Raw genomic sequence first — 22,327 nt, 5'->3', positions numbered from 1 at the left:
ATCACACCACGCACCGTTCACGTACCGGTCCGCGGAGGAACTGAATAGCACAGCCGGTGTGCCGACCGGTAGTCTCGCGCGATGGCGCCAGCGGATTCCGACCTCTTCGACCGACTCGAGCGGTTCTACGACGATCTGCCCCGCCCCTGGGCGCGGACCGAGGAGATCGGGTCACTCGTTCTCTTCATCCGCGAGGGAGAGGGCTGGCCCTACTATGCCCGGCCGATCGTGGGTTCGCACACCCCTTCGGCCGCCGACATCGCGGCGGTCCGTGTCCGGCAGCGTGAGCTGGGACTTCCGGAGAGCTTCGAGTGGGTGCACGAGACCACGCCCGACCTGCTGGCGGTCGCCCGCTCGGCCGGCCTGGACGTACTGCTCGCCCCGCTGCTCGCACTGGACCCGGCCGCCCTCGTCCCCGACCTGCCGCTGCGTGACGCACGTGTCCGATGGCTGGACCCGGCACAGCCGTCGTTCGCCGCGGACCTGCTTGCCGCACGCACCGTGGCCCGGCTCGGATTCGCCGCCCCGGCCTACCAGGCTCCGCTCGAAGCGGTCGAGAACACGCTGGTCATCGACGATGCCGGGCCGGCCGAACGGGATGCCGCCGCGCCGCTGAGCGCCGAGGCGGTGAAGCGGGCGCGTGACATGTTCGACAGCGGGGACTACCTGACCGCGGTGGCCGAGTCGCCGGTCGACGGCATCGTGGCCGCCGCGACCAGCCAGCGGTCCGGTGACGTCGCTGAGATCGTCGGGGTGGCGACGCTGCCGTCGGCACGCCGGCGCGGTTACGCCTCACAGCTCACCGCCACGCTCGCCGGACGGCTGCTTGCCGACGGTGTCCACCTGGTGTTCCTGTCCGCCGGCGACGACGACGTGGCCCGGCTCTACACCCGCGTCGGCTTCCGCCGGGTGGGCACGGCCTGCATCGCCGAACCGGCCGCCGCCACCCTCTAGGCAGCCACCGCGAATCCCTCACAGTTCCCACATGATGGTACGTGGTAAGCACCAACAGCCGCCCGGCCCATTACCGACCGACGACTCCCGACTCCCTCACCACGCCCTGCACCCACGGTCGATGATCGTTTCGAACGGGTGAACCGGAGTGTGAGATCTCCCATCCACCCGAACCCGGCTGGACACCACCGTTGTCTCAGTGCGGCTGAGACAGCGGTGGGGGCCAGCCGGTTACCGCCGCATGAGCCCGGCGCGGGCGCTGGAGGGCGGGAGCACCCGCCGGCGTCGCGTCGCACGGACGGGACATCAATGGAGCGGTTGTGTGCCTCACGTGCGTACCGAAAGAATTGAATTGGCGCATTGCCGGACGTGAACCGGTTGCCCCCATTCCCGGAGTGCTATTCCGGCGGCGCCCAATCCGAGGACGGGTCGAGAGAACGGGCCAGCATCCGCGGGCGCATGTGGTTGAGGGCGGCGTCACGGGCGCGCAACGCGAGCCGCCCGCGAGCCTGGACCACCGCCGACATCCGCCGGTTCTGCCGGACCACCGTGGTGGTACGCGGGTGGCGCAGGCGGCTGTAGGTCTCGACGGCGGTGTTCAGCGCGGCACCCGGCTCGGCGTCGGCCATCAGCCCGCGCAGCGTCGCCACGTCCTCGAAGGCGAGGCACGCCCCCTGACCCAGATGGTGCGGCATGGCGTGCGCGGCGTCACCGACCAGGACCACACCGCCCGGTCCGGCCGCGAAACCGTAGGAACGCGGCAGCGGGCGGAGCTCGCGGACGCCCTGCGGGACCAGATCCTCGGGCCGGGTCGCGGCGAGCAGCGCTCCGACCGATTCGTGCCAGCCGGAGAACCAGCGGCGCAGCAGGGCCAGCTGGGTGGTGGCCGACTCCGGGCGGGGAGCGCCCGCGGCGGTGGCGACCCAGTAGACGCCACCGCGACCGGCCGCGTGATCACCGAGCGGGATCGCCACGAAACGGTAGCCGGCGCCGAGGGTCTCGCCACCGACGCAGCGGTCGCCGTCGAGTCGCGGCACCCGGAACCCGGGGATGACGGCCTGCCAGGCGGCGAAGCCGGAGCCGACGGCCACCGACTCGGGCGCGACGGCGGCACGTACCCGGCTGTCGATGCCGTCCGCGCCGACGAGCAGGTCCGCCTCGATCGTCGTCCGGCCGTCGCCGACGACCGGCCGGGAGCCCGGCCCGGTCCGGATCACCGACGTGTCGAAGCCGGTACGGATCTCGACGTCACCGAGACCGGCGACCAGAGCGTCGTAGACGTCCTCCAGATGCGCGGCCGCCGGCGACGGACCGGCCCCGGCGCGGGCGCGGGGCGCGACCAGCCACTGCCCGTCCGGCCGGCGGACACCGCCGTCCGGAAGCGGCGACGCGATCGCGAGCCAGCCGCCGTCGGGGTGGAGGGACTGCAGGGCCCGCAGGCCGTTGGGCCACAGCACCACCGCGGTCGGTGGGGCGGTGACCCGTTCGGCCCGTTCCAGGACGGTGACCCGCCAGCCGGAACGGGACAACGCGCCCGCGGCGGCCAGGCCGGCCATCCCCGCGCCCACCACCACGGCCGTGCGCATAAGGGAGGTCAGCTCTCGTCTTTGTCGTCGGCGTCGCCGACCGTGGCGGAGACGGCCTCGCCCTCGTTCTTCCCGGCCGGCTTGTCGTCGGCGGGCACCTCGTCGTCCGGAACGTCCTCGGGCGGCAGGATCCCGGTCTCCTGGTACTCGCGGAACTGGGACTCGCTCACCACCCGGTAGGCGACCGGCACCTTGCGGGCGTCGCCCTTCGCGTCGGCGGTCACATCGACCTGCGAGACGTCGCTGTCGGCGTCGGCCGGTGCCGACGACGCGGTGTCGGGGGCGTCGATCGGCACGACGTAGCCACGCGGGCCCCGGACGACGGCGAAGTAGATCGCCGCACCGAGGAAGATGACGATCGAGGTGAAGACGTTGAGCCGGATGCCGAAGAAGGTGGTCGCCTCGTCAACGCGCAGCATCTCGATCCACAGGCGGCCCGCGGTGTAACCCATCACGTACAGGGCGAACGCACGGCCACGACCGAACTTGAACTTGCGGTCCAGCAGCCAGACCATCGCCGCGACGCCGAGGTTCCAGATCAGCTCGTACGCGAAAGCCGGGTGGTAGAGGTCGGGCCGGGTCACCGGCTCACCGTCGATCATCACGGCGTGCCCGGGGTTGGCCGAGTCCATCTCGTGCACCTCGAGGCCCCACGGCAGGGTGGTGACCTTGCCGTACAGCTCGTTGTTGAACCAGTTGCCGAGCCGGCCGATCGCCTGCGCGACCGGCAGCGCCGGTGCCAGGCTGTCGGCGATGACGCTCAGTGGCAGGCCGATCTGGCGGGCCGCGATCAGTGCGCCGACCGCGCCACCGGCGACCGCGCCCCAGATGCCGAGGCCGCCCTCCCAGATGTACAGCGCCCGGATCGGCTCGCCGCCGGCGCCGAAGTAGTCCTGCGGCGACGAGATCACGTGGTAGAGCCGGGCGCCGATGATGCCGAACGGGACCGCCCACACCACGATGTCGAGCGAGGTCCACGGCGCCACCCCGCGATGACGCAGCCGCTGCTCCAGAAGGAGCGTCGCGGCGACCATGCCGGCGATGATGCAGAGCGCGTAGGCCCGGATCGGGAACCCGAGCACGTGCCAGACCGACTCGGTGGGGCTGGGGATGGCGGCGATGTTCACGGGTGCACACGCTACCGCTGGGAAGCCACCCTGTGATGCCCAGGGCACCGGCCAAATTCGCCGATGCCCTCAGCCGTGTCTCAGCGCCGTGTGCGCATGCCGCCGGCCAGCTCGGCGCTGAGCGAACGCAGGTTCGCCAGGCCGGTGGCCCGGTCCGGAGCCTCCAGGACGCAGCGGATCAGCGCGCTGCCGACGATCACACCGTCGGCGAACGCCGCCACCTCGGCGGCCTGCTCGCCGTTGCCGACGCCCAGGCCGACACCGATCGGGATCGACGGATCGACCGCGCGGATCCGGGACACCAGGTCCGGGGCCTCCGAGGAGACGCTCGTACGGGCACCGGTGACCCCCATCAGGGCGGTGGCGTAGACGAAACCCCGGCAGTGCTCCAGGGTCATCGCGAGCCGCTCGTCGGTGGAGCTGGGCGCCACCAGGAACGTCCGGTCGATGTTGTGGGCGTCGGAGGCGGCGATCCACTCGCCGGCCTCGTCCGGGATCAGGTCCGGCGTGATCAGTCCGGTGGCCCCGGCCGCGGCCAGGTCACGGGCGAACGCGTCGACGCCGTACTTCTCGATCGGGTTCCAGTAGGTCATCAGCACGACGGTGGCCCCGGCCGACGCGACCGCCTCGATGATCTTCAGGGTGTCGCGGGTCCGGACACCGTTGGCGAGCGCGATGTCGCTCGCCTTCTGGATCACCGGGCCGTCCATCACCGGGTCCGAGTACGGCAGCTCGACCTCGATGACGTCGCAGCCGGCCTCGTGCATCGCGATCATCTGCTCGATGCTGTGGTCGACGGTCGGGAACCCGGCCGGCATGCAGCCGACCAGCACCGACCGGTTCTCCGCCTTGGCCTTCGCGAACGTCCCTGCGATGCTCACGTGTTCTCCCCCGGGACGATCGTCTCGGCCTCGTCGAGGATGCCGAAGTAGGCACCCGCCGTGTGCACGTCCTTGTCGCCGCGCCCGGACAGGTTCACCACGATCGTCGGCGTCCGGCCCAGCTCCTCGCGCAGCCGCGGGGCGATCTTCGCGGCACCGGCGAGAGCGTGCGCGCTCTCGATCGCCGGGATGATCCCCTCGGTACGGCACAGCAACTGGAAGGCCGTCATCGCCTCGGCGTCGGTGACCGGCTCGTAGACCGCGCGGCCGGTGTCGTGCAGCCAGGAGTGCTCCGGGCCGACGCCCGGATAGTCCAGGCCCGCCGAGATCGAGTGCGACTCGATGGTCTGCCCGTCCTCGTTCTGCAGCAGATAGGTGCGGTTGCCGTGCAGCACACCCACCGAGCCGCCGGTGATCGACGCCGCGTGCCGGCCGGTCTCCACACCGTCGCCGCCGGCCTCGAAGCCGTACAGGCGGACACCCTCGTCGGGAACGAAGGCGTGGAAGATGCCGATCGCGTTCGACCCGCCGCCCACGCACGCCGCGACCGCGTCCGGCAGCCGGCCGAGCTGCTCCAGGCACTGGGCCCGGGCCTCGATGCCGATACCGCCGACGAAGTCGCGCACCAGCTCCGGGAACGGGTGCGGACCGGCTGCCGTACCGAGCAGGTAGTGGGTGGTGTCAACGGTGGAGACCCAGTCCCGCAACGCCTCGTTGAGGGCGTCCTTGAGGGTCCGTGAACCGTTCGTCACCGGGATGACGGTCGCGCCGAGCATCCGCATCCGGGCCACGTTGAGCGCCTGCCGCTGGGTGTCGGTCTCGCCCATGTAGACGACGCACTCCAGGTCGAGCAGGGCGGCCGCGGTCGCGCTGGCCACGCCGTGCTGACCGGCGCCGGTCTCGGCGATCACCCGCGGCTTGCCCATCCGCTTGGCGAGCAGCGCCTGGCCCAGCACGTTGCGCACCTTGTGCGCGCCGGTGTGGTTCAGGTCCTCCCGCTTCAGCCAGATCTCCGCGCCGAGTGCCTCGGACAGCCGGTTCGCCCGGTAGAGCAGCGACGGCACGCCCGCGTAGTTCAGCAGCAGGTCCTGGAAGCGGGCCTGGAACTCCGGGTCCTGCTTCGCCGACCGGTACGCCGCGTCCAGCTCGTCGAGGGCCTTGATCAGGGCCTCGGGCACGAACCGGCCACCGAACCGGCCGAAGTGCCCGGCCAGGTCCGGCAAACTCGGCGCGCTCATCGAACCGGCCTCGGGGTGGCCGGGTGGTTCCCGGCGTTGACCAGTTCGGCCACCGCGTCACGCGGTGACTTCTGGGTCACCAGGCCCTCGCCCACCAGCACGGCGTCGGCACCGGCCGACGCGTACCGGATCAGGTCGTGCGGGCCTCGGACGCCGGACTCGGCGATCTTCACGACGTTCTGCGGAAGGCCGGGGGCGATCCGCTCGAAGACCGACCGGTCCACCTCGAGGGTGCGCAGGTCGCGGGCGTTCACCCCGATCACCTTCGCGTTCGCCTCGAGCGCCCGGTCCGCCTCCTCCTCGTTGTGCACCTCGACGAGGGCGGTCATGCCCAGCGACTCGATGCGCTCCAGGAGGCCCATCAGCACGTTCTGCTCGAGTGCCGCCACGATCAGCAGCACCAGGTCGGCGCCGTGTGCGCGCGCCTCGTGCACCTGATAGCTGGAGACCACGAAGTCCTTGCGCAGCACCGGGATCTTCACGGCGGCACGGACCGCGGCGAGATCGTCCAGCGAGCCGCCGAACCAGCGGCCCTCGGTCAGCACGCTGATACAGCGTGCGCCACCGGCCGCGTACTCACCGGCCAGCTCGGCCGGGTCGGGGATGTCAGCGAGCGCACCCTTGGACGGGGACGACCGCTTCACCTCGGCGATCACCGCCACCCCGGGCTTGCGCAGTGCCGCGTAAGCGTCGATGGCGGGCGGGGCCGCCGCCGCGAGCTCACGTACCCGCTCCAGCGGCACCTGTGCCTGACGTGCCGCTACGTCCTCCCGGACGCCGGCGAGGATCTCCTCGAGAACGTTCTGCGAAGCCGCTGCGCGCGCGGGTCCGCCACCGCCCGCTTCCGCCTGCTCGGATGTCACCGTAATGACTCCCCTCTCCGGGTGTCTTCGGCCTGATGCTAGGAGGTCACGGGGGGTGACGGGCTCCTGGGGGTATGGCGCGCCTCACGGAATGGACTGCGGCATAATGCCAGGCTGCCTGCCGCCGATGTCTCCTCGCTCACATCGTGCGCCCGGCCACCTCGCCGTTGTGCTGGGGTCCTTCCCCCGTTCGGTCGATACCACTTCACGTTGACACGAGTGTCACCGTGCGGAAATAGGACCCCACCATCATGTGACTCGGGCAGACTTGTCCCGGCGTCGGAGAAAACCGTCACGCCGCCAGCCAGCCGGACGATGATGCGGAGTCGACCCCATGGCCACTGAATCAACCCAGCCGATGAATTTCGTCGCCGTCTCCCGAGCCCTCGTCTCGGTGGCCGTCGAGGTCGCCACCGGGGTGCAGCGGGCCGTCGTCGGCCCGGACAGCGTGCGCACCGCGCGGGACAACGCGTGGGACGCCATCCAGGCCGACCGGGCCCGCGCCGCCGCCCGCGCGGAGACGGCCCGCGCGGTCGCTGCGATGCTCGCCGCCGAACCAGCCCGCCGCAGCGGGGCGCTCAGCGGCGCCTCCCGGTAACAGGTGGCTCAGCGGGCCGTGGGGTCGTCCCCACGGTCCAGGGCGTCCCACAGCTCACGACTGTCGGCCGGTCGCTCTACCGGCGAAGCCACGCCCGATGGGCCCGCGCCCGGCGGATCCACGGCCGGGCGGCGTTCGTACCGCGAGGACATCGCCGACCAGAGATGACCGTGACGCGCGGCCAGCACGCCGCCCGCCGCCACCGCCGCGCCGCCCAGGACGCACGCCGCCGGCCAGGCCGACCCCGCGAGGCCGGCCGCGCCCGGATCGATGCCCGCCTGCGCCAGTACCGCCCCGGCCGCGACGCCCGCGCCGGTCAGGGCCAGCAGCACCCCCAGCACCCGCCGGGCCACGCCGCGGGTCGCCAGCAACGCGCCCGTCCCGGCCAGCGCGACCACCGCCAGGCCGATCAGCCACGGCTGCACGTCCGCACCGGTCTGCTCGGTCCGCAGATCCGACAGACCGGGCCGCTGCTCCACCCTGACCGCCCACACCCGGGTCACCGCGAACAGGGTTAGACCCGCTCCGGCCAGGCACGCCGCGACAGCGGTCCGCTGGTCGCGTCTCATCGGGCGGCGCGCAGGGTCTCCGCGGACGCGATCGCGGCGAGCACGGCGGCGGCCTTGTTGCGGGTCTCCTGCTCCTCGGCTGCCGGGTCGGAGTCGGCCACGATGCCGGCACCCGCGCCCACGTAGGCGACACCGTCCTTGAGCAGCGCCGTCCGGATGGCGATCGCCATGTCCATGTCGCCGGCGAAACCGAAGTAGCCGACCGTGCCGCCGTAGAGGCCGCGCCGGGTCGGTTCGAGGCTCTCGATGATCTCCATGGCGCGGACCTTGGGTGCGCCGGAGAGCGTGCCGGCCGGGAACGTCGCGGCAAGCGCGTCGAACGCGGTCCGGTCGTCACGCAGCCGGCCGACCACGGTCGACACGATGTGCATGACGTGGCTGTACCGCTCGATCCGGGCGAATTCCGGCACCTCCACCGAGCCCGGCTCGCAGACCCGGCCCAGGTCGTTGCGGCCCAGGTCGACGAGCATGACGTGCTCGGAGCGTTCCTTCGGGTCGGCGAGCAGCTCGGCGGCCAGCGCCGCGTCCTGCTCCGGGGTGGCGCCGCGCCAGCGGGTGCCGGCGATCGGGTGCAGCAGTGCGGTCCGGTTGGCGCTGACCTTGAGGTGGGCCTCCGGTGACGAGCCGACGATGTCGAAGTCGTCGAAGCGGAGCAGATACATGTACGGGCTCGGATTGGTGGCCCGCAGCACCCGGTAGACGTCCAGCGGATCGGCGTCGGTGGGTCGCTCGAACCGTTGCGCCACCACGATCTGGAAGCACTCGCCGGCCCGGATCGCCTCCTTGGCCTCCTCGACCGCCTTCTGATATTCACCCGGAAGGGTTCGGCTGACCGGCTCGCCCGCGGGCCGGCGGTCCACCGTGGAGACCATCGGCGGGGTGGGCCGCGACAGCGCGGTGGTCATCGCGTCGAGCCGGCCGACCGCCTGGTGGTATGCGGCGCGCCGGGCCGTCTCACCGGCGTCCTCGTCCATCACCGCGTTGGCCACCAGCAGCGCCGAACCCTCGTGGTGGTCGAGCACCACCAGGTCGGTGGCGAGCATCATGCCCAGCTCGGGCAGGCGCAGGTCGTCGGCGGCGGTGGACGGCAGCCGCTCGAAGCGGCGGACCAGGTCGTAGCCGAGGTAGCCGACCATGCCTCCGGTCAGCGGCGGGAGGGTCTCGTCCAGGGTCCCGGTCAGGGCGGCCACCGTCTCGCGCAGCGCCGTCACGGGGTCACCGCTGAGCGGCACCCCGGACGGCGGCGTGCCGAGCCACGCCGCCTCGCCGTCCCGCTCGACGAGCGTCGCGGCGCTGCGCACCCCGATGAAGGAGTAGCGCGACCAGGCCAGGCCCTGTTCGGCGGACTCGAGCAGGAAGGTGCCCGGTCCACCGGCCAGTTTGGTGTAGACACCGACCGGGGTCTCGCCGTCGGCCAGCAGCTTGCGGGTGACCGGGACGACCCGCCGGTCCGCCGCGAGAAAGCCGGCCTCGTCCGGGAACGTGGCTCCGCTGGTCACTTCTCCTCCACGGGCAGGTCGTCGGTGAAGCACGTGTGGGTGCCGGTGTGGCAGGCCGCGCCGATCTGCACGACGGTGAGCAGCAGCGCGTCGCCGTCACAGTCCAACGAGACCCGTGTGACGTACTGGTGGTGGCCGGAGGTCGCGCCCTTCACCCAGTACTCCCCGCGGCTGCGGGACCAGTAGGTGGCCCGGCCGGTGGTCAGCGTGCGCCGCAGCGCCTCGTCGTCCATCCAGGCGAGCATCAGGACGTCGCCGGTGCCGTGCTCCTGCACGATCGCCGCGACGAGGCCGTCGGGCGTGCGCTTGAGTCGGGCGGCGATCGCCGGGTCCAGGGAGGTCTCAACATCGGGTACGGCCACGGACGCGATTCTCCCTCATCGCTTCGCGGGTCCGTAACGACCCGCAGAAGGCCCACGATCCGGTAACCGGGGGTGTGCTCGCGATCCTTCAGCGGTACCGTCGCCCGGGAAGCGCGGTACGTGCCTGACTGCCCGGCGCCCGCTGCCCGGTGTGCGGACTCAGGCATCCCGGCGGGCGCGGCCTCGCAACGGGAGTGGTGAACGCCAGATGGAGCCGACGTCCAGCCCCGACAACACCCGGTCCTCGAACGGCCTCGCCCGCTTCTGGCAGGTGCGCCCGGAGCCGGAGGTCCCGAGTCCCGATGAGGAGCCACCGGCGACACCCGCCGATCTGCTCCACGGCTCACCGCTGGGTACCTTCCGCAGCCGGCCGATCCCGCCGCTGGCGCCGATCGCCTCGGCGGCCCGCCATCCGGGTGCGGCCGATCCGTTCGGGCTGAACCGGGCGGCGGCCCGCGGTGCCCAGCGCAACCATCCCGCCGATGACCAGCAGGCGTCCGGCCCGCCGGACCGGGAACGGCACGGCGATACTGATCACTCCGTACCTCCGGACGACGAGGTGGAACCCGCGCAGGACGTAAAGTCCGAGGGCGCCTTCGGTGGCTTCGGCCTCGGGGGACGTACCGGGAGGTTCCTCTTCGGCGGACGGGACGACGGTCCCGGAGCCACGGATTCCGAGGACGGCGCTTCCCCGGCCGGTGAGTCTCAGGTCGGCGACGAGCCGACCGACCAGGAGACGGCCGGTGCCACACCGGCGGACGAGCCCGCGGACCAGACACCGCCGGACGCCGGCCAGGAGGCCGCCGAGGTGGCGGGACACAGCGACGAGAACGGACGTGAGGACATGAACGGACGGGCAGGCGCGCCCGGTTACGCGCAGACCGGCGAGGCCCACCCGGACGGGACGGGCGAGCCGGTCGACGAGTCGCCGGGGCAGGTTCCGGCCGACCCGCCGCGCGCGGCCTCCGGCTGGGCTTCCGTGCCCGGCATGACCCAGCAGGTCACGCCGGTGTCGGCCGGTCCGGTCTCGGGGGCACCGGTGTCACCGGCGTACCCGCCGAACCCGTACTCGGTCGCGGACTTCACCCCCGATCACCCGGCCGGGACCCTGCAGCCGGTGTCCGGCATGCCGGGCCGGGCTCCTGAGCCGGCCGACCCGGCGGCGCCCGCCCCGGTCTCCCCGGCTCAGGCCCCGAGCGCGCCGGTGTCCGCGTCGGCCTCGGTGCAGATCCCGGCGACCCGGACTCCACCGGATCTGACCATCGATCTCGGCGAACCGGGCGAGGGCGGCGGTTACGCCGGTCTGCCGCCGGCTGCGGAGGGCGGCTACGGCTTCGCGCCGGCGGGCTACAGCCTGGGCCGGCCGAGCGAGACATTCGGTGTGGCATCCGTCACTCCCGCGGCCCCGGCGGCCGGATCGGTCACTCCGCCCCCGCCGGAGTTCCTCACCTTCCCGCCGGCGCCGCCCGTCCGGCGTGCCCGTGAGGAGGCGGCCGCGGAGACGCCGGTCCCGTCGATGCGCCGGTCGGCCAGCCTGGAGGATGTGGAGCCGGTCCGCCGGAGCGCTCGCCGCGCCGCGGCGACCGAGGAGATGGCCCCCGCCGACACGGCCGCCGAGGAGCCGATGATCGGCCGTACCGTCTGGGACGAGGACGCGGCCCGGCACTTCCGGGCGGCGTGGCACGAGGTGAAGGCCGAGTTCGTCGACGACCCAGTCACCGCGCTGACCAGGGCGCACGACCTGCTCACCGACGCGGTCAACGAGCTCACCGAGGTGCTGCTGGCCGAGCGCGACGAGCTCGACCCGCTGCGCGGCACCGACACACCGGACACCGAGAGCATGCGGATGGCGATGCGCGGCTACCGGGAATTCCTGGAGCGCATCCTGTCCCTCTGACGGACAGGGTGGAAGACGAATGAGCCCTGCCACCCGCGGCACCGGGTGACAGGGCTCGAGGACGGGCTCCCACGGCCATGACGGCGGCAGAAGGTCGGCCGCAGGGGCCCGTCCCGATCAGGACCTCAGGCGGCGTTGCTGTTGCAGCAGCGGCGGCAGAGGATCGGGTGGAGCAGGTGCGCCAGGTCGTGCCGGTCGGTCACCGGGCGCGGGAAGGCGAGCCGGGCACTGCGGGTTCCCATGCGCACGAGAAAGCCGTACCGGTCCATCCGTACGACCTTCGGCTCGTCGCCGGGCCGCGCCTCGTTGCCCAGCTGCCGGCGCACGTAGTCGCTCATCTCGCCCATGTGGTGGTCGGCCAGATCGGCGATGAGGTCGAACTCGACGGCGCGCAGCGGGTCCGGGGTGGCCTCGGCGTAGTCGTCCGGGTCGATCTCGACGAGCTTCTCGTTGCGCTCGTAGCGGACCTCGGCGACCTCCATCCGGTAGAGCGTCTGGCTCTCGCCGATGTCCAGCAGGTCGCCGCAGGCGTCGGTGTCGGCGTAGTCGAGCGCCGCTGCGCGGGCGTCGTCGCCGTCGAGTTTCGCGGCCCAGCCGGAGATCCAGACCCGGCCCAGCGACGGTGATGTCGCCATGGGCGGGACGTCCCGGATGTCTAGAACGAGCGCGGTGTCGTCGTTACCGTCCTGCGGGCGCAACGCCCCGGCGAGAGTTCCCTCGCTCGGCACCAGAAGCAGGACCCGTCCCTGTGAGTCGGTCACGTGCCGGACCGGAAGCGGTCCCGGACGGCAGGCGATGTGGGCGACGGCGGGCAGGTGACCGGCGGCGAGAGTACGCGCGATCTCGGCGGGACTGGGTTGCATGACGAGCACCTCCGGGCACCGGTTAGGCTTACCTAAGTTAGGCAAGGCTAACCGTAACAGGAGATCGCAGTTGAACAACTCTCGACCCAAGGCGAAGCTCTCGCGGGCCCTCGGAATCCCTCTGACGCGTAAATGCGTCAAGTACTTCGAGCGGCGGCCGTTCCCGCCGGGCGTACACGGCCGTGGCCGTCGCAAGGCCTCCGACTACCAGGTCCGGCTGCTGGAGAAGCAGCGGCTGCGCCACCAGTACAACATCAGCGAGGTCCAGATGCGGGCGGCCTACGACGCCGCCCACAAGGCCGAGGGCAAGACCGGCGAGACCATGGTCACGCTGCTCGAGCGCCGGCTGGACGCCACCGTGTTCCGGGCCGGTTTCACCCGGACCATCTACCAGGCCCGTCAGCTGGTCGTGCACGGCCACTTCACGGTGGACGGCAAGAAGGTGGACCGGCCGGGCTACAAGCTGAAGCCGGGCCAGGTCATCGAGGTCAAGGAGACCAGCCGGCAGAAGCCGCCGTTCCAGATTGCGGCCACCGGCACGCACATCGACGGGCCGACCGCGCCGTACCTCTCCACCGTCCTGGAGGAGCTGCGGACCACGGTGATCCGTGCCCCGCAGCGGTCGGAGATCCCGGTGCTCTGCGACGAGCAGATGGTCGTCGAGTACTACGCCCGATAAGACGGTCCCGGCTCTTGAATCGCTGAAATGGCGGGCCTCTCGCAGCGGTCGCACCACCCCGCGGCCGCTGCGAGCGACGCGCTCATCTCACCGGGGATCCCCCGGTCAGCGTGTCTGTTCCAACCAGCTGGCGTAGAGCTTGGCGTAGATCGAACCCTCCTCGGCGACGAGAAGGGCATGCGGGCCGCGTTGCACGACGCGGCCCGCATCCACGACTATCACCTCGTCGGCGGCCTGGGCCGTGGAGAGCCGGTGCGCGATCGCGACCGTGGTCCGGCCACGGGTCACCAGGTCCAGGGCGTACTGCAGGCGCACCTCGGTGGCCGGGTCGACCGCACTGGTCGCCTCGTCGAGAACCAGCAGGTCAGGGTCGGCGACGTACGCGCGTACCAGAGCCACCAGCTGCCGCTCGCCGACGCTGAGCGACTCGCCGCGCTCGCCCACCGCCGTCTCGAGACCGGCCGGCAGGCCGGCGAGCCAGTCGCCGAGCCCCAGCTCGGTGAAGGCCGCGCGTAATTGGTCGTCGGTGAGTGAGGGCTCGGCGAAGCGGATGTTCTCGGCGATCGTCGCGTCGAAGAGGAAGCCGTCCTGCGGCACCATCACCACCCGTGCCCGCAGCGACGAGAACCGCACGCCGGTGAGCGGCGTCCCGGACAGCAGGACCGTGCCCTCGGCCGGATCCATCAGGCGGGTGAGCAGCTTGGCGAACGTCGTCTTGCCGCTGCCGGTCTCCCCGACCACCGCGTACTTCTTCCGGGCCTCGAGCTCCAGGTCCACGTGCGACAGCACGACCGGCCCGCCCGGGTAGCGGAACGACACGTCGTCGAAGCGCACCGACAGCGGGCCGGCCGGAAGCTCGACACCCTCGTCGTCGGGGTCGGCCACGTCCGGGTCCACGTCGAGCACGTCGAGGATGCGCCGCCAGCCGGCGACCGCGTTCTGCGCCTCGTTGAGCTGCTCGGTGGCGATCTGCACGGGCTGGATGAAGAGCGTCACCAGGAACAGGAACGCGGTCAGCCGGCCCACCGTGAGCTCACCGTCCACCCCGAGCAGGACACCGGCCACCACCACCCCGGCCAGGGCCAGGCCGCCGCTCAGCTCCCCGCTGGAGAAGCTGGCCACACTGGTACGCATGGCCCGCTGCTGAGCCGCGCGCAGGTCGTCGATGGACCGGTCGAGCCGCCGCCCGGTCCGGTCCGAGACACCGAACGCACGGATCACTGTGGCGCCCACCACACTTTCCGCGACCGTGCCGAGCATCACACCGCTGCGTTCGCGGACCGTACGGTAGGCGGCCGCCAGCCGTTTCTGGAACAGCCGGATCACCGCGACCGCCGGCCCGAATGCGAGCAGCACCACGATCGTGAGCTGCCACGAGTAGACGAACATCACCACCGTGGACACGATCAGCTGGCCGCCGGCGAGCAGCAGCTGCACCCCGCCGGTCTGCAGGAACTGCGAGATCTGGTCGACGTCGCCGGTCACCCGGGACACCATCGAACCCCGCCGCTCGGACTGCTGGTGCAGCATCGACAGGTCGTGGATGTGCCGGAAGGTCCGCGAGCGGATGCCACCGAGCGCGGTCTCGGTGACCGTGAAGAGCCGCCGGGTCATGAGGTAGCCGCAGAACGTCGAGACGGCCAGCGCGACCAGGGTCAGCGCCACCACCCCGAGCACGATCCGGGCGTCCGGGCCGCCGGGGGCGTTGATGCCGTGGTCGATGCCCTGCTGCACGGCGACCGGCACGGCGACCCGGCCGGACATCTGCAGGATCGCCAGGCCGATCGTCCCGGCCAGGCCGGTCCGCAGCTCCGGCGACAGCCCCAGCCCGCGCCGCAGGGTGACGAAGGTTCCGACGTCGCTCATTTCCCGGCCTTCTCGTACGCGGTGACAAGATCCCGGTAACCCGGCTGCGAGTCCATCAGCTCGGTGTGGGTGCCGGTCGCCACGACCCGGCCCCGATGCAGGTAGACCACCTCGTCGGCGAGCGCGATGCTGGCCCGCCGGTAGGCGACCACCAGCAGCGACGTGCCGGACTCGCGCAGCGCCCCGAGGATCGCGGCCTCCACCCGCGGGTCCACCGCACTGGTCGCGTCGTCGAGCACCAGCAGCCGGGGCCGGCCGGCCAGCGCGCGGGCCAGCGTGAGCCGCTGCCGCTGCCCGCCGGAGAGCGACGTGCCCCGCTCGCCGACCTCGGTGCCCAGCCCGTCCGGCAGGCCGCCGACGAACCCGTCGGCCTGTGCCAGGCGCAGCGCCGCCCAGACCCGGTCGTCGTCGGATTCCGGCCGGTCCAGAGCCACGTTGCCGCGGATCGTGTCGTCGAAGACGAACGGGATCTGCGGGACCAGCGCGGTCGCCGTGGCCAGCACGGGCGCCGACAGGTCGGGCAGTTTCATTCCGTCCAGGGAGACCGCGCCGGACTCCGGGTCGACCAGCCGCATGGCGAGCGCCGCGACGGTGGACTTGCCGGAGCCGGTCGCGCCGACCAGGGCCACCGTCTTCCCGGCCGGGACGGTGAAGGTCACGTCGGTGAGAACCGGCGGACCGTCGGCGTACCGGTAGCCGACCCGGTCGAAACGCAGTTCGGCGGGGCCGGAGCCGGGCAGCTCGCCGGAGCCGTACTCCAGGTCGCCCTCGGCGCTCAGCACCCACTCGACCCGTTCCCAGCCGGCGACGCTGCGCGGCAGCTCGCCGACCACCCAGCCGATCGCCCGGACCGGGAACGCCAGCACGGTGAACAGGAAAGCGACGCTGACCACCTCGGTCACGGTGATGGCGCCGGTCTGCAGCCGCCACGTCCCGAGAAACAGCACGGCCAGCGTGCCGACGCTGGGCAGGCTCTCCATCAGCGGGTCGAAGACGCCGCGCAGCCGGCCCACCGCGACCAGCGCGTCCCGCAGCTCGCTGACGAAGACACCGAACCGGCGCGACTCGTCGGCCTCCCGGCCCATCGTCTTGACCACCAGGGCGCCGTCGAAGCTCTCGTGCGCCACCGCGGCGACCTTGGCGCGCATCCGCTGGGCGTGGATCTGCCGGGGCGACATCCGGCGCGAGTAGAAGAAGTTCAGTGCGAACAGGGCCGGGAACAGTGCGACCCCGACCAGCGCGAGCACCCAGTCGGTGAGGAACAGCGAGACCAGGGCGCCGACGATCATCACGATGGTGCCGACCGCGAACGGCAGCGGCGCGATCGGTGCGAACGCGGCCTCGACGTCGGAACTCGCGTTGGAGAGCAGGGCACCGGTGGCGTGCCGCTGATGCCACTCCGGCGGCAGCGACAGGTAGCGGCGGGTCACCGCGCGCCGGTATCGCGCCTGCAGGCGGAACTGCATGAATCCGGCGCCCAGCCGGCGGGCCCAGATGCTGGCGATCCGCAGCATGCTGAGCCCCAGCAGGACGGCCACGGCCAGGGCCAGGCCGCCCGTGCCGACACGGCGCTCGGCGAAGGCGGGCACCACGACGTCGCCGATGACGGCACCCACGACGTACGAGTTCGCGATGATCAGAAACCCGAAGAAGCTACTGCCGATCGCACTGACGGTGAAAAGCCGCGGCTCCGTCCGGATCGCCCGGCCGAGCACCCGCAGTCCCCGTACCAGCACGTCATTGCCGGTGCTGCTGGTCACATTCCTACCTGACTGGTAAGCATTAGTCGGCACGTCCGACCTTACCGGTCCATCCTTGCCCACCACGCAGCCGTTTACATTGTGGCCACGATTACATCGTCAGGTGTCGCTTACCATCGGCTCATGACCAACTACGCCCGCAGCGAGCGGGAACTCCTGGCCGACCTGCTGCTCAGCGAAGGCCCGGACGCTCCGACGCTCTGCACCGGGTGGACCACGCGCGACCTCGCCGCGCACATCGTGGTCCGCGAGCGACGACCGGACTCGGCGGCCGGCATCCTCATCAAGCCGCTCGCCGGATACGGGGAGAAGGTGCGCCTGGCCCGCGCCGCGCTGCCGTACGAGGAACTGATCGCCCAGCTCCGTAACCCACCGGTCTGGAGCCCGGTGAGCAATCCGGTGGTCGATCCGCTCGCCAACACCATGGAGATGTTCATCCACCACGAGGACGTCCGGCGCGGCGGCGGCACGTGGGAACCACGGCGGCTGGACCCGGAGTTCGAGACCACCCTCTGGCGCAATCTGAAGCTGCTCGTCCGGGCCTCGCTGAGCCGCCTGCGGATCACCGCGTCGATCGAGCCGACCGGCCGGCCCGCGATCCGCAACGGCGAACGGCCGCAGATCCGGGTCATCGGTGATGTGGGCGAGATCGCAGTCTTCTTCTTCGGCCGTCAGCGGGCTGCCCAGGTCACCCTCGAAGGGCCTCCTGAGCTGGCCGAACGCCTCCGTACCGCCCGCCTCGGGGTCTGAGGAAAACGGTTCCGCCGGGGAGCCCTCCCCGTGGTTGGGTTCGCACCATGACCGCTAGCACCGACCTGTCCGTGTCCCAGGGTGCCGCCCTCTCCGTCGGCGCCGTCCTGGGCACCGGGCTGATCTCGCTCCCCGCGCTCGCCGCCGACGCGGCCGGGCCGGCGTCGCTGGTCGCATGGATCGCGCTGATCGCCCTGTCGGCGCCGCTGGCCTGGACGTTCGCCGCTCTCGGTGCCCGCTATCCGGACGGCGGCGGTGTCTCCACCTACGCCGGCATGGCGTTCGGCCCACGGGCCGCGGCGGCGGTCGGCTGGTGCTTCTACTTCGCGGTCCCGCTCGGTGCGCCGGTCGCCGTCGCCTTCACCGGCGGGTACGTCTCCGACGTCCTCGGTGGCGGCCGGGCCACCGAGCTCGGCACCTTCCTGGCGATCGTCGGTACGGCGTACGCGATGAACTGGTTCGGCCTGCGCGTCTCCGGCCGGATCCAGCTGGTCCTCTCGGTGGCGCTGGTGGCGCTGCTGGTGGTGACCGTGATCGCCGCCCTGCCGCACGCCCGCCTGTCGAACCTGACCCCGTTCGCCCCGCACGGCTGGGCCGGTGCCGGTGCGGCCGCCGCTCTGCTGGTCTGGGGTTTCGCCGGCTGGGAGGCGCTGTCCTCGCTCTCCGGCGAATACCGCGATCCCCGCCGTGACGTCCCCCGGGCCACCCTGATCGCGGTCGCCGTGGTCGGTGTCCTCTACCTCGCGGTCGCCACGGTGAGCGTGCTGGCGCTCGGCCCCGGCCTGGCCGGCAGCCGGGCGCCGCTGGCCGATCTGCTGGCGATCGGCCTCGGCGGCCCGGTCCGGGTCCTCACCGCGGTGGTCGCCGTGGTGCTGACCCTCGGCGCGGTCAACGCCTACTTCGCCGGGGCGAGCCGGCTCGGGGTGGCCCTGGCGGCCGAGGGCGCGCTGCCGGCCCGGGTGTTCGGGGCGCAGCGCCGCTCGCTGACCTTCCTCTTCCTCAGCGGTATCGGGGCCGTGCTGCTGCCGCTCGAGCTGCACACCGCCACGCTGCTGGTGACCGGCTGTTTCACCCTGGTGTACGTGATCGGCACGGCGGCCGCGCTGCGTCTGCTGCCGGCCGGCGGGTCCCGCGCGGTGGCCGGGATCGCGTTCGCCGCCGTGGTGGCGCTGCTCTGGCTGAACGGCCCGACGGCCCTGCTCAGCCTGGTGATCGCCGGTGGTGCCCTGGTGTACCAGGCAACCCACCGGCGGTCAGTGTCGCCCGGTCGATGAAGGCGTCCGCGCCGACCGGGGCGGTGCAGGCGTACGCCCCGGCCACCACCGCCTGGCCCAGGCAGTCGTCGTCACCGGCCCCGGACAGCCAGGCGCTCAGGAACGCGGCCGCGAACGCGTCCCCGGCCCCGTTGGTGTCGACGATCGGCGCGCCCGGGTCGGCCGCGTCCCGGTGCGTGACCCCGTCCCGGGTGTACAGGTCGGCGCCCCTCGCGCCGTCGGTGACGACGACCCGGCCGGCCACGCCGTCGGCCAGGATCCGCTCGGCGGCGCCCGCGGCCAGCTGGACGGCGCTGACGAAGACGATGTCCGCGCCGAGCGCGAAGTCGAGATGGTGCGGGTTGTCGCCGTCCCAGTCGTGCAGGTCGGTGGAGACGGTCACGCCTGCCTTCCGCAGCACCGGGATCAGGTGCCGGGCCCAGTCCATGATCGTCACGTGGACGTGCCGGATCCCCGCGGGCAGCGGCCGGTAGTACTCCTCGGGCAGCCGGTACCCGGGTACGTCGCGTCCGTCGTACAGCGACAGGCGCCGGCCGTCCGGGCTCATCAGGTTGACCGCCCGGCGGGTCCCGGCCGGTGCCGGCGCGGCCCGCAGGCCGATCCCCCATCCCTCGAACGCGGCGCGCACCCGGCGGCCCGGCTCGTCGTCACCCACCGTGTCGATCACCGTGACGTGTTCACCGAGCGCGCGCAGGGCGAGCGCCACACAGGTGCCGGTGTGCGAGACATGGTCCTCGATGGGGCCCCGCGGCCGCGCCGAGTCGGCACCGAGGACCGGCAGGTCCCCCACGTGCACCACGGTGTCGATACCGGTACCGCCGATCACGAGGAAGGTCATCCCCACAACGTAATGCGGCACCGGCAGGGGCCTGGAACCGGCACTCCGGCTGGCTAGGATGGAGGTGTTCAGCTCTAGCCGTGGTGCCGAACACACATTACCCTTCGGTAACACTCCGGTTACATACCCCCCGTTGAGGTTTAAGGCGGCACCCCATATGGCTCTCCAGGTTCCCTACCGCTCGATCCCGGACATGCTTTTTCAGCGCGTGGCGAAGACTCCGGACGCCCGGGCCCTCGCCGGCCCGAACGCGGACGACAGCGGTCCGGCCTGGCTGACCTGGCGCCAGGTGGGCGAGCGCACCCGGGCGATCGGTGCCGGACTGCGTGAACTGGGCATCGGCCTGGAGGACCGGGTCGCGATCCTGTCCAACACCCGTCTCGAGTGGATCCTGGTCGACCTGGGCATCAACGTGGCCGGCGCGGCCGCGACCACGGTGTACCCGACCACCGAACCGGAGGACACGTCGTTCATCGTGTCCGACTCCGGCTCAAAGATCCTGATCGCCGAGAACGCCAAGCAGGCGCTCAAGATCGCCGGCGCGGAGACCGCGGTGACCAAGGTCGTCCTGATCGACGGCCCCGCCGACGCCGGCGCCACCCCGCCGCAGATCACCCTGGCCGAGCTGGAGCGCCTCGGCACCGAGGCGCTGACCCGTGACCCGGGCATGATCGACGAGGTGGTCGCCCAGCTCGGCCCGGACAACGTCGCCACCCTGATCTACACCTCCGGCACCACCGGCCGCCCCAAGGGCGTCGAGCTGCTGCACAAGGGCTGGACCTGGGAGGGCGTGGCCCAGCAGGACCTCGGCCTGTTCGCCCCCGACGACCTGCACTACCTGTGGCTGCCGATGTCGCACGCGTTCGGCAAGACGCTGCTCTGCGGCATCCTGCACGTGGGCGTCCCGACCTACGTCGACGGCCGGGTGGACAAGCTGATCGACCTGCTCGCGGTGATCAAGCCGACGCTGATGTGCGCCCCGCCCCGCATCTACGAGAAGGTCTACAACAAGACCGTCACGAGCGGCCTCTCCGGCACCGGCCTCAAGCCGAAGATCTTCAGCTGGGCGGTTGCGACCGGCAAGAAGCGGGTGGCACTGCAGCAGGCCGGCAAGCCGGTCCCGGCCGGCCTGGCCGTCCAGTACTGGATCGCCGAGAAGCTGGTCTTCTCCAAGCTCCAGGCGAAGCTCGGCGGCAACATCAAGGTACTGGTCAGCGGTTCGGCCGCGCTCAGCCGCGACATCTCGGAGTTCTTCGCCGCGGCGAACCTGCCGATCCTCGAGGGCTACGGCATGACCGAGGCGTGCGCCGCGAACTTCGTCAATCGCAACGGCAAGCTGCGGATCGGCACGGTCGGCCAGCCGCTCGGTGACCTCGAGGTCCGCATCGACAGCGACGGCGAGGTGCTGCTGCGCGGCGCCCCGGTGATGCGCGGCTACCACAACCTGCCCGAAGCCACCGCCGAAGCGTTCACCGAGGACGGCTTCCTGCGCACCGGCGACATCGGCGAGCTCGACGCCGACGGCTACCTGAAGATCACCGACCGGAAGAAGGACCTGGTCAAGACCTCGGGCGGCAAGTTCATCGCCCCGTCGGCGATCGAGGGCGCGTTCAAGGCGGTCTGCCCGTACACCTCGCAGGCGGTCGTCGTCGGCCAGAACCGCAACTTCGTCACCATGCTGATCGCCCTCGACGAGGACGCCATCACGACGTGGGCGGCGAACGGCCCGCTGGCCGGCAAGAGCTACGACGAGATCGTCGCGGCGCCGGAGACACACGCGCTGGTCGAGGGCTACATCAAGGAGCTCAACGCCAAGCTGAACCGCTGGGAGACCGTCAAGAAGTTCGCGATCCTCCCCCGCGACCTCAGCATCGAGGCCGGCGAGGTCACTCCCTCGATGAAGATCAAGCGCCGCAGCGTCGAGACGAACTTCGCCGAGCAGATCGACAAGATGTACGAGGGCAGTCTCGCCCAGATCTGACACCTGCTCCACTCGAGGTCGGCGGTCCGCTTCCGGGCCGCCGGCCTCTTTTTCGTGTACGCCCGAAGCCCCCACAACCGCACCCACACGTACCGGGCCACCCACCCGCTGGACGGTGCCGCTGTCTCAGAGGCCCGGAGACCGCGGTAGCGCACAGCCGCGGGGTTGTGGCTGGACGGTGCGGCTGTGTCGGGCGGCTGTGGGCAGCGGCAGCGCGCGGCTGGATCGGATCTAGGCTGGGCCGGTGAGTGACGTCGTGCGATCGAGGGCTCAGCGCAAGGCCGACACCCTGGCCCGGCTGGCGGCACCGGTTCTGGACGCCTGGGTCGCCACCGACGGCCCGCATCTGGTCCCGCTGACGCTCGGCTGGTTCCAGGAGCGACTCGTCGTGGCCACCGGCCGCGACACTCCGACCGCAAAAAGCTTGATCGCGACCGGCCGTACCCGGATCGGCCTGGGCTCGACCCGCGACGTCGTCATGATCGACGCCGTCCTGGACCGCTGGCTTCCGGTCGCCGGCGCACCCGGGATCGGCGAGGCCTACGCCGCGCAGAACGACTGGGATCCGCGCACCGCCGGCCCGTCCTACGTATTCCTCATTCTCCGGATGGAGCGGGTCCAGGCATGGCGCGAGGAGGTCGAGATCGCCGGCCGTACCCTCATGCGGGACGGCGTCTGGCTGGACTGACCACAAAGGCCGACTGATCACAAGGACCGGCCGGATGCGGCGATCCGGTGGACG

20 protein-coding genes are annotated in these 22,327 nt (G+C 71.7%); 8 read left to right on the top strand and 12 right to left on the bottom strand.

Annotated features, from left to right (window positions below; translation table 11 throughout):
* Positions 1-81 precede the first annotated feature (81 nt).
* Complete coding sequence (locus AB0G04_RS23135; protein WP_360986202.1) at positions 82-954, top strand: GNAT family N-acetyltransferase; 873 nt, start codon at positions 82-84, stop codon at positions 952-954.
* A gap of 398 nt (positions 955-1,352) precedes the next feature.
* Here AB0G04_RS23135 and AB0G04_RS23130 read toward each other — a convergent pair whose 3' ends face one another.
* The 5 genes from AB0G04_RS23130 to trpC all read right to left on the bottom strand — a co-directional run bounded on the left by AB0G04_RS23130 (position 1,353) and on the right by trpC (position 6,574).
* A complete protein-coding gene (locus tag AB0G04_RS23130) occupies positions 1,353-2,540 on the bottom strand; it encodes an NAD(P)/FAD-dependent oxidoreductase (RefSeq protein ID WP_360986199.1) in 1,188 nt (395 codons plus the stop codon).
* 8 nt (positions 2,541-2,548) lie between these two features.
* Complete coding sequence (lgt, locus tag AB0G04_RS23125) at positions 2,549-3,667, bottom strand: prolipoprotein diacylglyceryl transferase (RefSeq protein WP_360986196.1); 1,119 nt, start codon at positions 3,665-3,667, stop codon at positions 2,549-2,551.
* 80 nt (positions 3,668-3,747) lie between these two features.
* Positions 3,748-4,548: a tryptophan synthase subunit alpha gene (trpA, locus tag AB0G04_RS23120; RefSeq protein WP_360986194.1), complete on the bottom strand. Its 801-nt coding sequence runs from the start codon at positions 4,546-4,548 to the stop codon at positions 3,748-3,750.
* Positions 4,545-5,786, bottom strand: coding sequence for a tryptophan synthase subunit beta (gene trpB / locus AB0G04_RS23115; RefSeq protein ID WP_360986191.1), 1,242 nt, complete (start codon positions 5,784-5,786; stop codon positions 4,545-4,547). The genes trpA and trpB overlap by 4 nt, the downstream gene beginning before the upstream one ends.
* Positions 5,783-6,574, bottom strand: a complete 792-nt coding sequence (gene trpC / locus AB0G04_RS23110; RefSeq protein WP_360986638.1) for an indole-3-glycerol phosphate synthase TrpC — start codon at positions 6,572-6,574, stop codon at positions 5,783-5,785. Before trpC ends, trpB begins: the two co-directional genes overlap by 4 nt.
* A 409-nt stretch (positions 6,575-6,983) precedes the next feature.
* On the opposite strand from trpC, the gene AB0G04_RS23105 reads away from it, so the two are divergent.
* Positions 6,984-7,247, top strand: a complete 264-nt coding sequence (locus tag AB0G04_RS23105) for a hypothetical protein (protein WP_360986188.1) — start codon at positions 6,984-6,986, stop codon at positions 7,245-7,247.
* 8 nt (positions 7,248-7,255) lie between these two features.
* Here the strand turns inward: AB0G04_RS23105 and AB0G04_RS23100 are convergent, their stop codons facing one another.
* The 3 genes from AB0G04_RS23100 to hisI are packed head-to-tail and all read right to left on the bottom strand — an operon-like array spanning position 7,256 to position 9,677.
* Entirely contained in the window at positions 7,256-7,816 is a 561-nt protein-coding gene (locus AB0G04_RS23100; protein WP_360986185.1) for a Trp biosynthesis-associated membrane protein, read from the bottom strand.
* Positions 7,813-9,315, bottom strand: a complete 1,503-nt coding sequence (locus AB0G04_RS23095) for an anthranilate synthase component I (protein ID WP_360986182.1) — start codon at positions 9,313-9,315, stop codon at positions 7,813-7,815. The genes AB0G04_RS23100 and AB0G04_RS23095 overlap by 4 nt, the downstream gene beginning before the upstream one ends.
* Positions 9,312-9,677, bottom strand: a complete 366-nt coding sequence (hisI, locus tag AB0G04_RS23090) for a phosphoribosyl-AMP cyclohydrolase (protein WP_360986179.1) — start codon at positions 9,675-9,677, stop codon at positions 9,312-9,314. The genes AB0G04_RS23095 and hisI overlap by 4 nt, the downstream gene beginning before the upstream one ends.
* A 208-nt stretch (positions 9,678-9,885) precedes the next feature.
* Here hisI and AB0G04_RS23085 point away from each other — a divergent pair, with 208 nt between their 5' ends.
* A complete protein-coding gene (locus AB0G04_RS23085; RefSeq protein ID WP_360986176.1) occupies positions 9,886-11,574 on the top strand; it encodes a hypothetical protein in 1,689 nt (562 codons plus the stop codon).
* Between the two features lie 125 nt (positions 11,575-11,699).
* On the opposite strand, the gene AB0G04_RS23080 is transcribed toward AB0G04_RS23085, so the two are convergent.
* Positions 11,700-12,437 (bottom strand): DUF2470 domain-containing protein, encoded by a 738-nt coding sequence (locus tag AB0G04_RS23080; RefSeq protein WP_360986173.1) that lies wholly within the window; start codon positions 12,435-12,437, stop codon positions 11,700-11,702.
* Positions 12,438-12,507: 70 nt separating this feature from the next.
* Between AB0G04_RS23080 and rpsD the strand changes: the two genes are divergently transcribed.
* Complete coding sequence (gene rpsD, locus AB0G04_RS23075; RefSeq protein ID WP_106317011.1) at positions 12,508-13,116, top strand: 30S ribosomal protein S4; 609 nt, start codon at positions 12,508-12,510, stop codon at positions 13,114-13,116.
* Between the two features lie 105 nt (positions 13,117-13,221).
* On the opposite strand, the gene AB0G04_RS23070 is transcribed toward rpsD, so the two are convergent.
* Both AB0G04_RS23070 and AB0G04_RS23065 read right to left on the bottom strand, forming a co-directional pair.
* Positions 13,222-14,982: an ABC transporter ATP-binding protein gene (locus AB0G04_RS23070; protein ID WP_360986168.1), complete on the bottom strand. Its 1,761-nt coding sequence runs from the start codon at positions 14,980-14,982 to the stop codon at positions 13,222-13,224.
* Positions 14,979-16,718 carry an ABC transporter ATP-binding protein gene (locus AB0G04_RS23065; protein WP_360986635.1) on the bottom strand — a complete coding sequence of 580 codons (1,740 nt, stop codon included), beginning with the start codon at positions 16,716-16,718 and terminating at the stop codon, positions 14,979-14,981. Before AB0G04_RS23065 ends, AB0G04_RS23070 begins: the two co-directional genes overlap by 4 nt.
* A gap of 147 nt (positions 16,719-16,865) precedes the next feature.
* On the opposite strand from AB0G04_RS23065, the gene AB0G04_RS23060 reads away from it, so the two are divergent.
* Together AB0G04_RS23060 and AB0G04_RS23055 are read left to right on the top strand one after the other, a co-directional pair.
* On the top strand, positions 16,866-17,492 hold the full coding sequence (locus tag AB0G04_RS23060) for a TIGR03085 family metal-binding protein (RefSeq protein ID WP_360986165.1): 627 nt from the start codon (positions 16,866-16,868) through the stop codon (positions 17,490-17,492).
* A 47-nt stretch (positions 17,493-17,539) separates the two neighbouring features.
* Complete coding sequence (locus tag AB0G04_RS23055) at positions 17,540-18,766, top strand: amino acid permease (protein WP_360986162.1); 1,227 nt, start codon at positions 17,540-17,542, stop codon at positions 18,764-18,766.
* Here AB0G04_RS23055 and AB0G04_RS23050 read toward each other — a convergent pair.
* Complete coding sequence (locus tag AB0G04_RS23050; RefSeq protein WP_360986159.1) at positions 18,693-19,604, bottom strand: carbohydrate kinase family protein; 912 nt, start codon at positions 19,602-19,604, stop codon at positions 18,693-18,695. The two genes, AB0G04_RS23055 and AB0G04_RS23050, sit on opposite strands and share 74 nt — an antisense overlap.
* 157 nt (positions 19,605-19,761) lie before the next feature.
* Between AB0G04_RS23050 and AB0G04_RS23045 the strand changes: the two genes are divergently transcribed.
* Together AB0G04_RS23045 and AB0G04_RS23040 are read left to right on the top strand one after the other, a co-directional pair.
* Entirely contained in the window at positions 19,762-21,585 is a 1,824-nt protein-coding gene (locus AB0G04_RS23045; protein WP_360986156.1) for a long-chain fatty acid--CoA ligase, read from the top strand.
* 244 nt (positions 21,586-21,829) lie between these two features.
* Positions 21,830-22,273 (top strand): pyridoxamine 5'-phosphate oxidase family protein, encoded by a 444-nt coding sequence (locus tag AB0G04_RS23040; protein WP_360986153.1) that lies wholly within the window; start codon positions 21,830-21,832, stop codon positions 22,271-22,273.
* Positions 22,274-22,327 lie beyond the last annotated feature (54 nt).

It is taken from the genome of Actinoplanes sp. NPDC023801 (assembly GCF_040639655.1).
Taxonomy (GTDB): domain Bacteria; phylum Actinomycetota; class Actinomycetes; order Mycobacteriales; family Micromonosporaceae; genus Actinoplanes.
The sequence above is the reverse complement of the archived record's forward strand: the minus strand, read 5'-3'. Positions and strand labels throughout refer to the sequence as shown.

Coding starts and splice junctions, on each gene's coding strand:
- trpB (WP_360986191.1), bottom strand. CDS start 5,786: ATGAGCGCGCCGAGTTTGCCGGACCTGGCCGGGCACTTCGGCCGGTTC.
- AB0G04_RS23070 (WP_360986168.1), bottom strand. CDS start 14,982: ATGAGCGACGTCGGAACCTTCGTCACCCTGCGGCGCGGGCTGGGGCTG.
- AB0G04_RS23045 (WP_360986156.1), top strand. CDS start 19,762: ATGGCTCTCCAGGTTCCCTACCGCTCGATCCCGGACATGCTTTTTCAG.
- AB0G04_RS23135 (WP_360986202.1), top strand. CDS start 82: ATGGCGCCAGCGGATTCCGACCTCTTCGACCGACTCGAGCGGTTCTAC.
- AB0G04_RS23085 (WP_360986176.1), top strand. CDS start 9,886: ATGGAGCCGACGTCCAGCCCCGACAACACCCGGTCCTCGAACGGCCTC.
- AB0G04_RS23105 (WP_360986188.1), top strand. CDS start 6,984: ATGGCCACTGAATCAACCCAGCCGATGAATTTCGTCGCCGTCTCCCGA.
- AB0G04_RS23050 (WP_360986159.1), bottom strand. CDS start 19,604: ATGACCTTCCTCGTGATCGGCGGTACCGGTATCGACACCGTGGTGCAC.
- AB0G04_RS23060 (WP_360986165.1), top strand. CDS start 16,866: ATGACCAACTACGCCCGCAGCGAGCGGGAACTCCTGGCCGACCTGCTG.
- AB0G04_RS23055 (WP_360986162.1), top strand. CDS start 17,540: ATGACCGCTAGCACCGACCTGTCCGTGTCCCAGGGTGCCGCCCTCTCC.
- AB0G04_RS23100 (WP_360986185.1), bottom strand. CDS start 7,816: ATGAGACGCGACCAGCGGACCGCTGTCGCGGCGTGCCTGGCCGGAGCG.
- AB0G04_RS23130 (WP_360986199.1), bottom strand. CDS start 2,540: ATGCGCACGGCCGTGGTGGTGGGCGCGGGGATGGCCGGCCTGGCCGCC.
- AB0G04_RS23080 (WP_360986173.1), bottom strand. CDS start 12,437: ATGCAACCCAGTCCCGCCGAGATCGCGCGTACTCTCGCCGCCGGTCAC.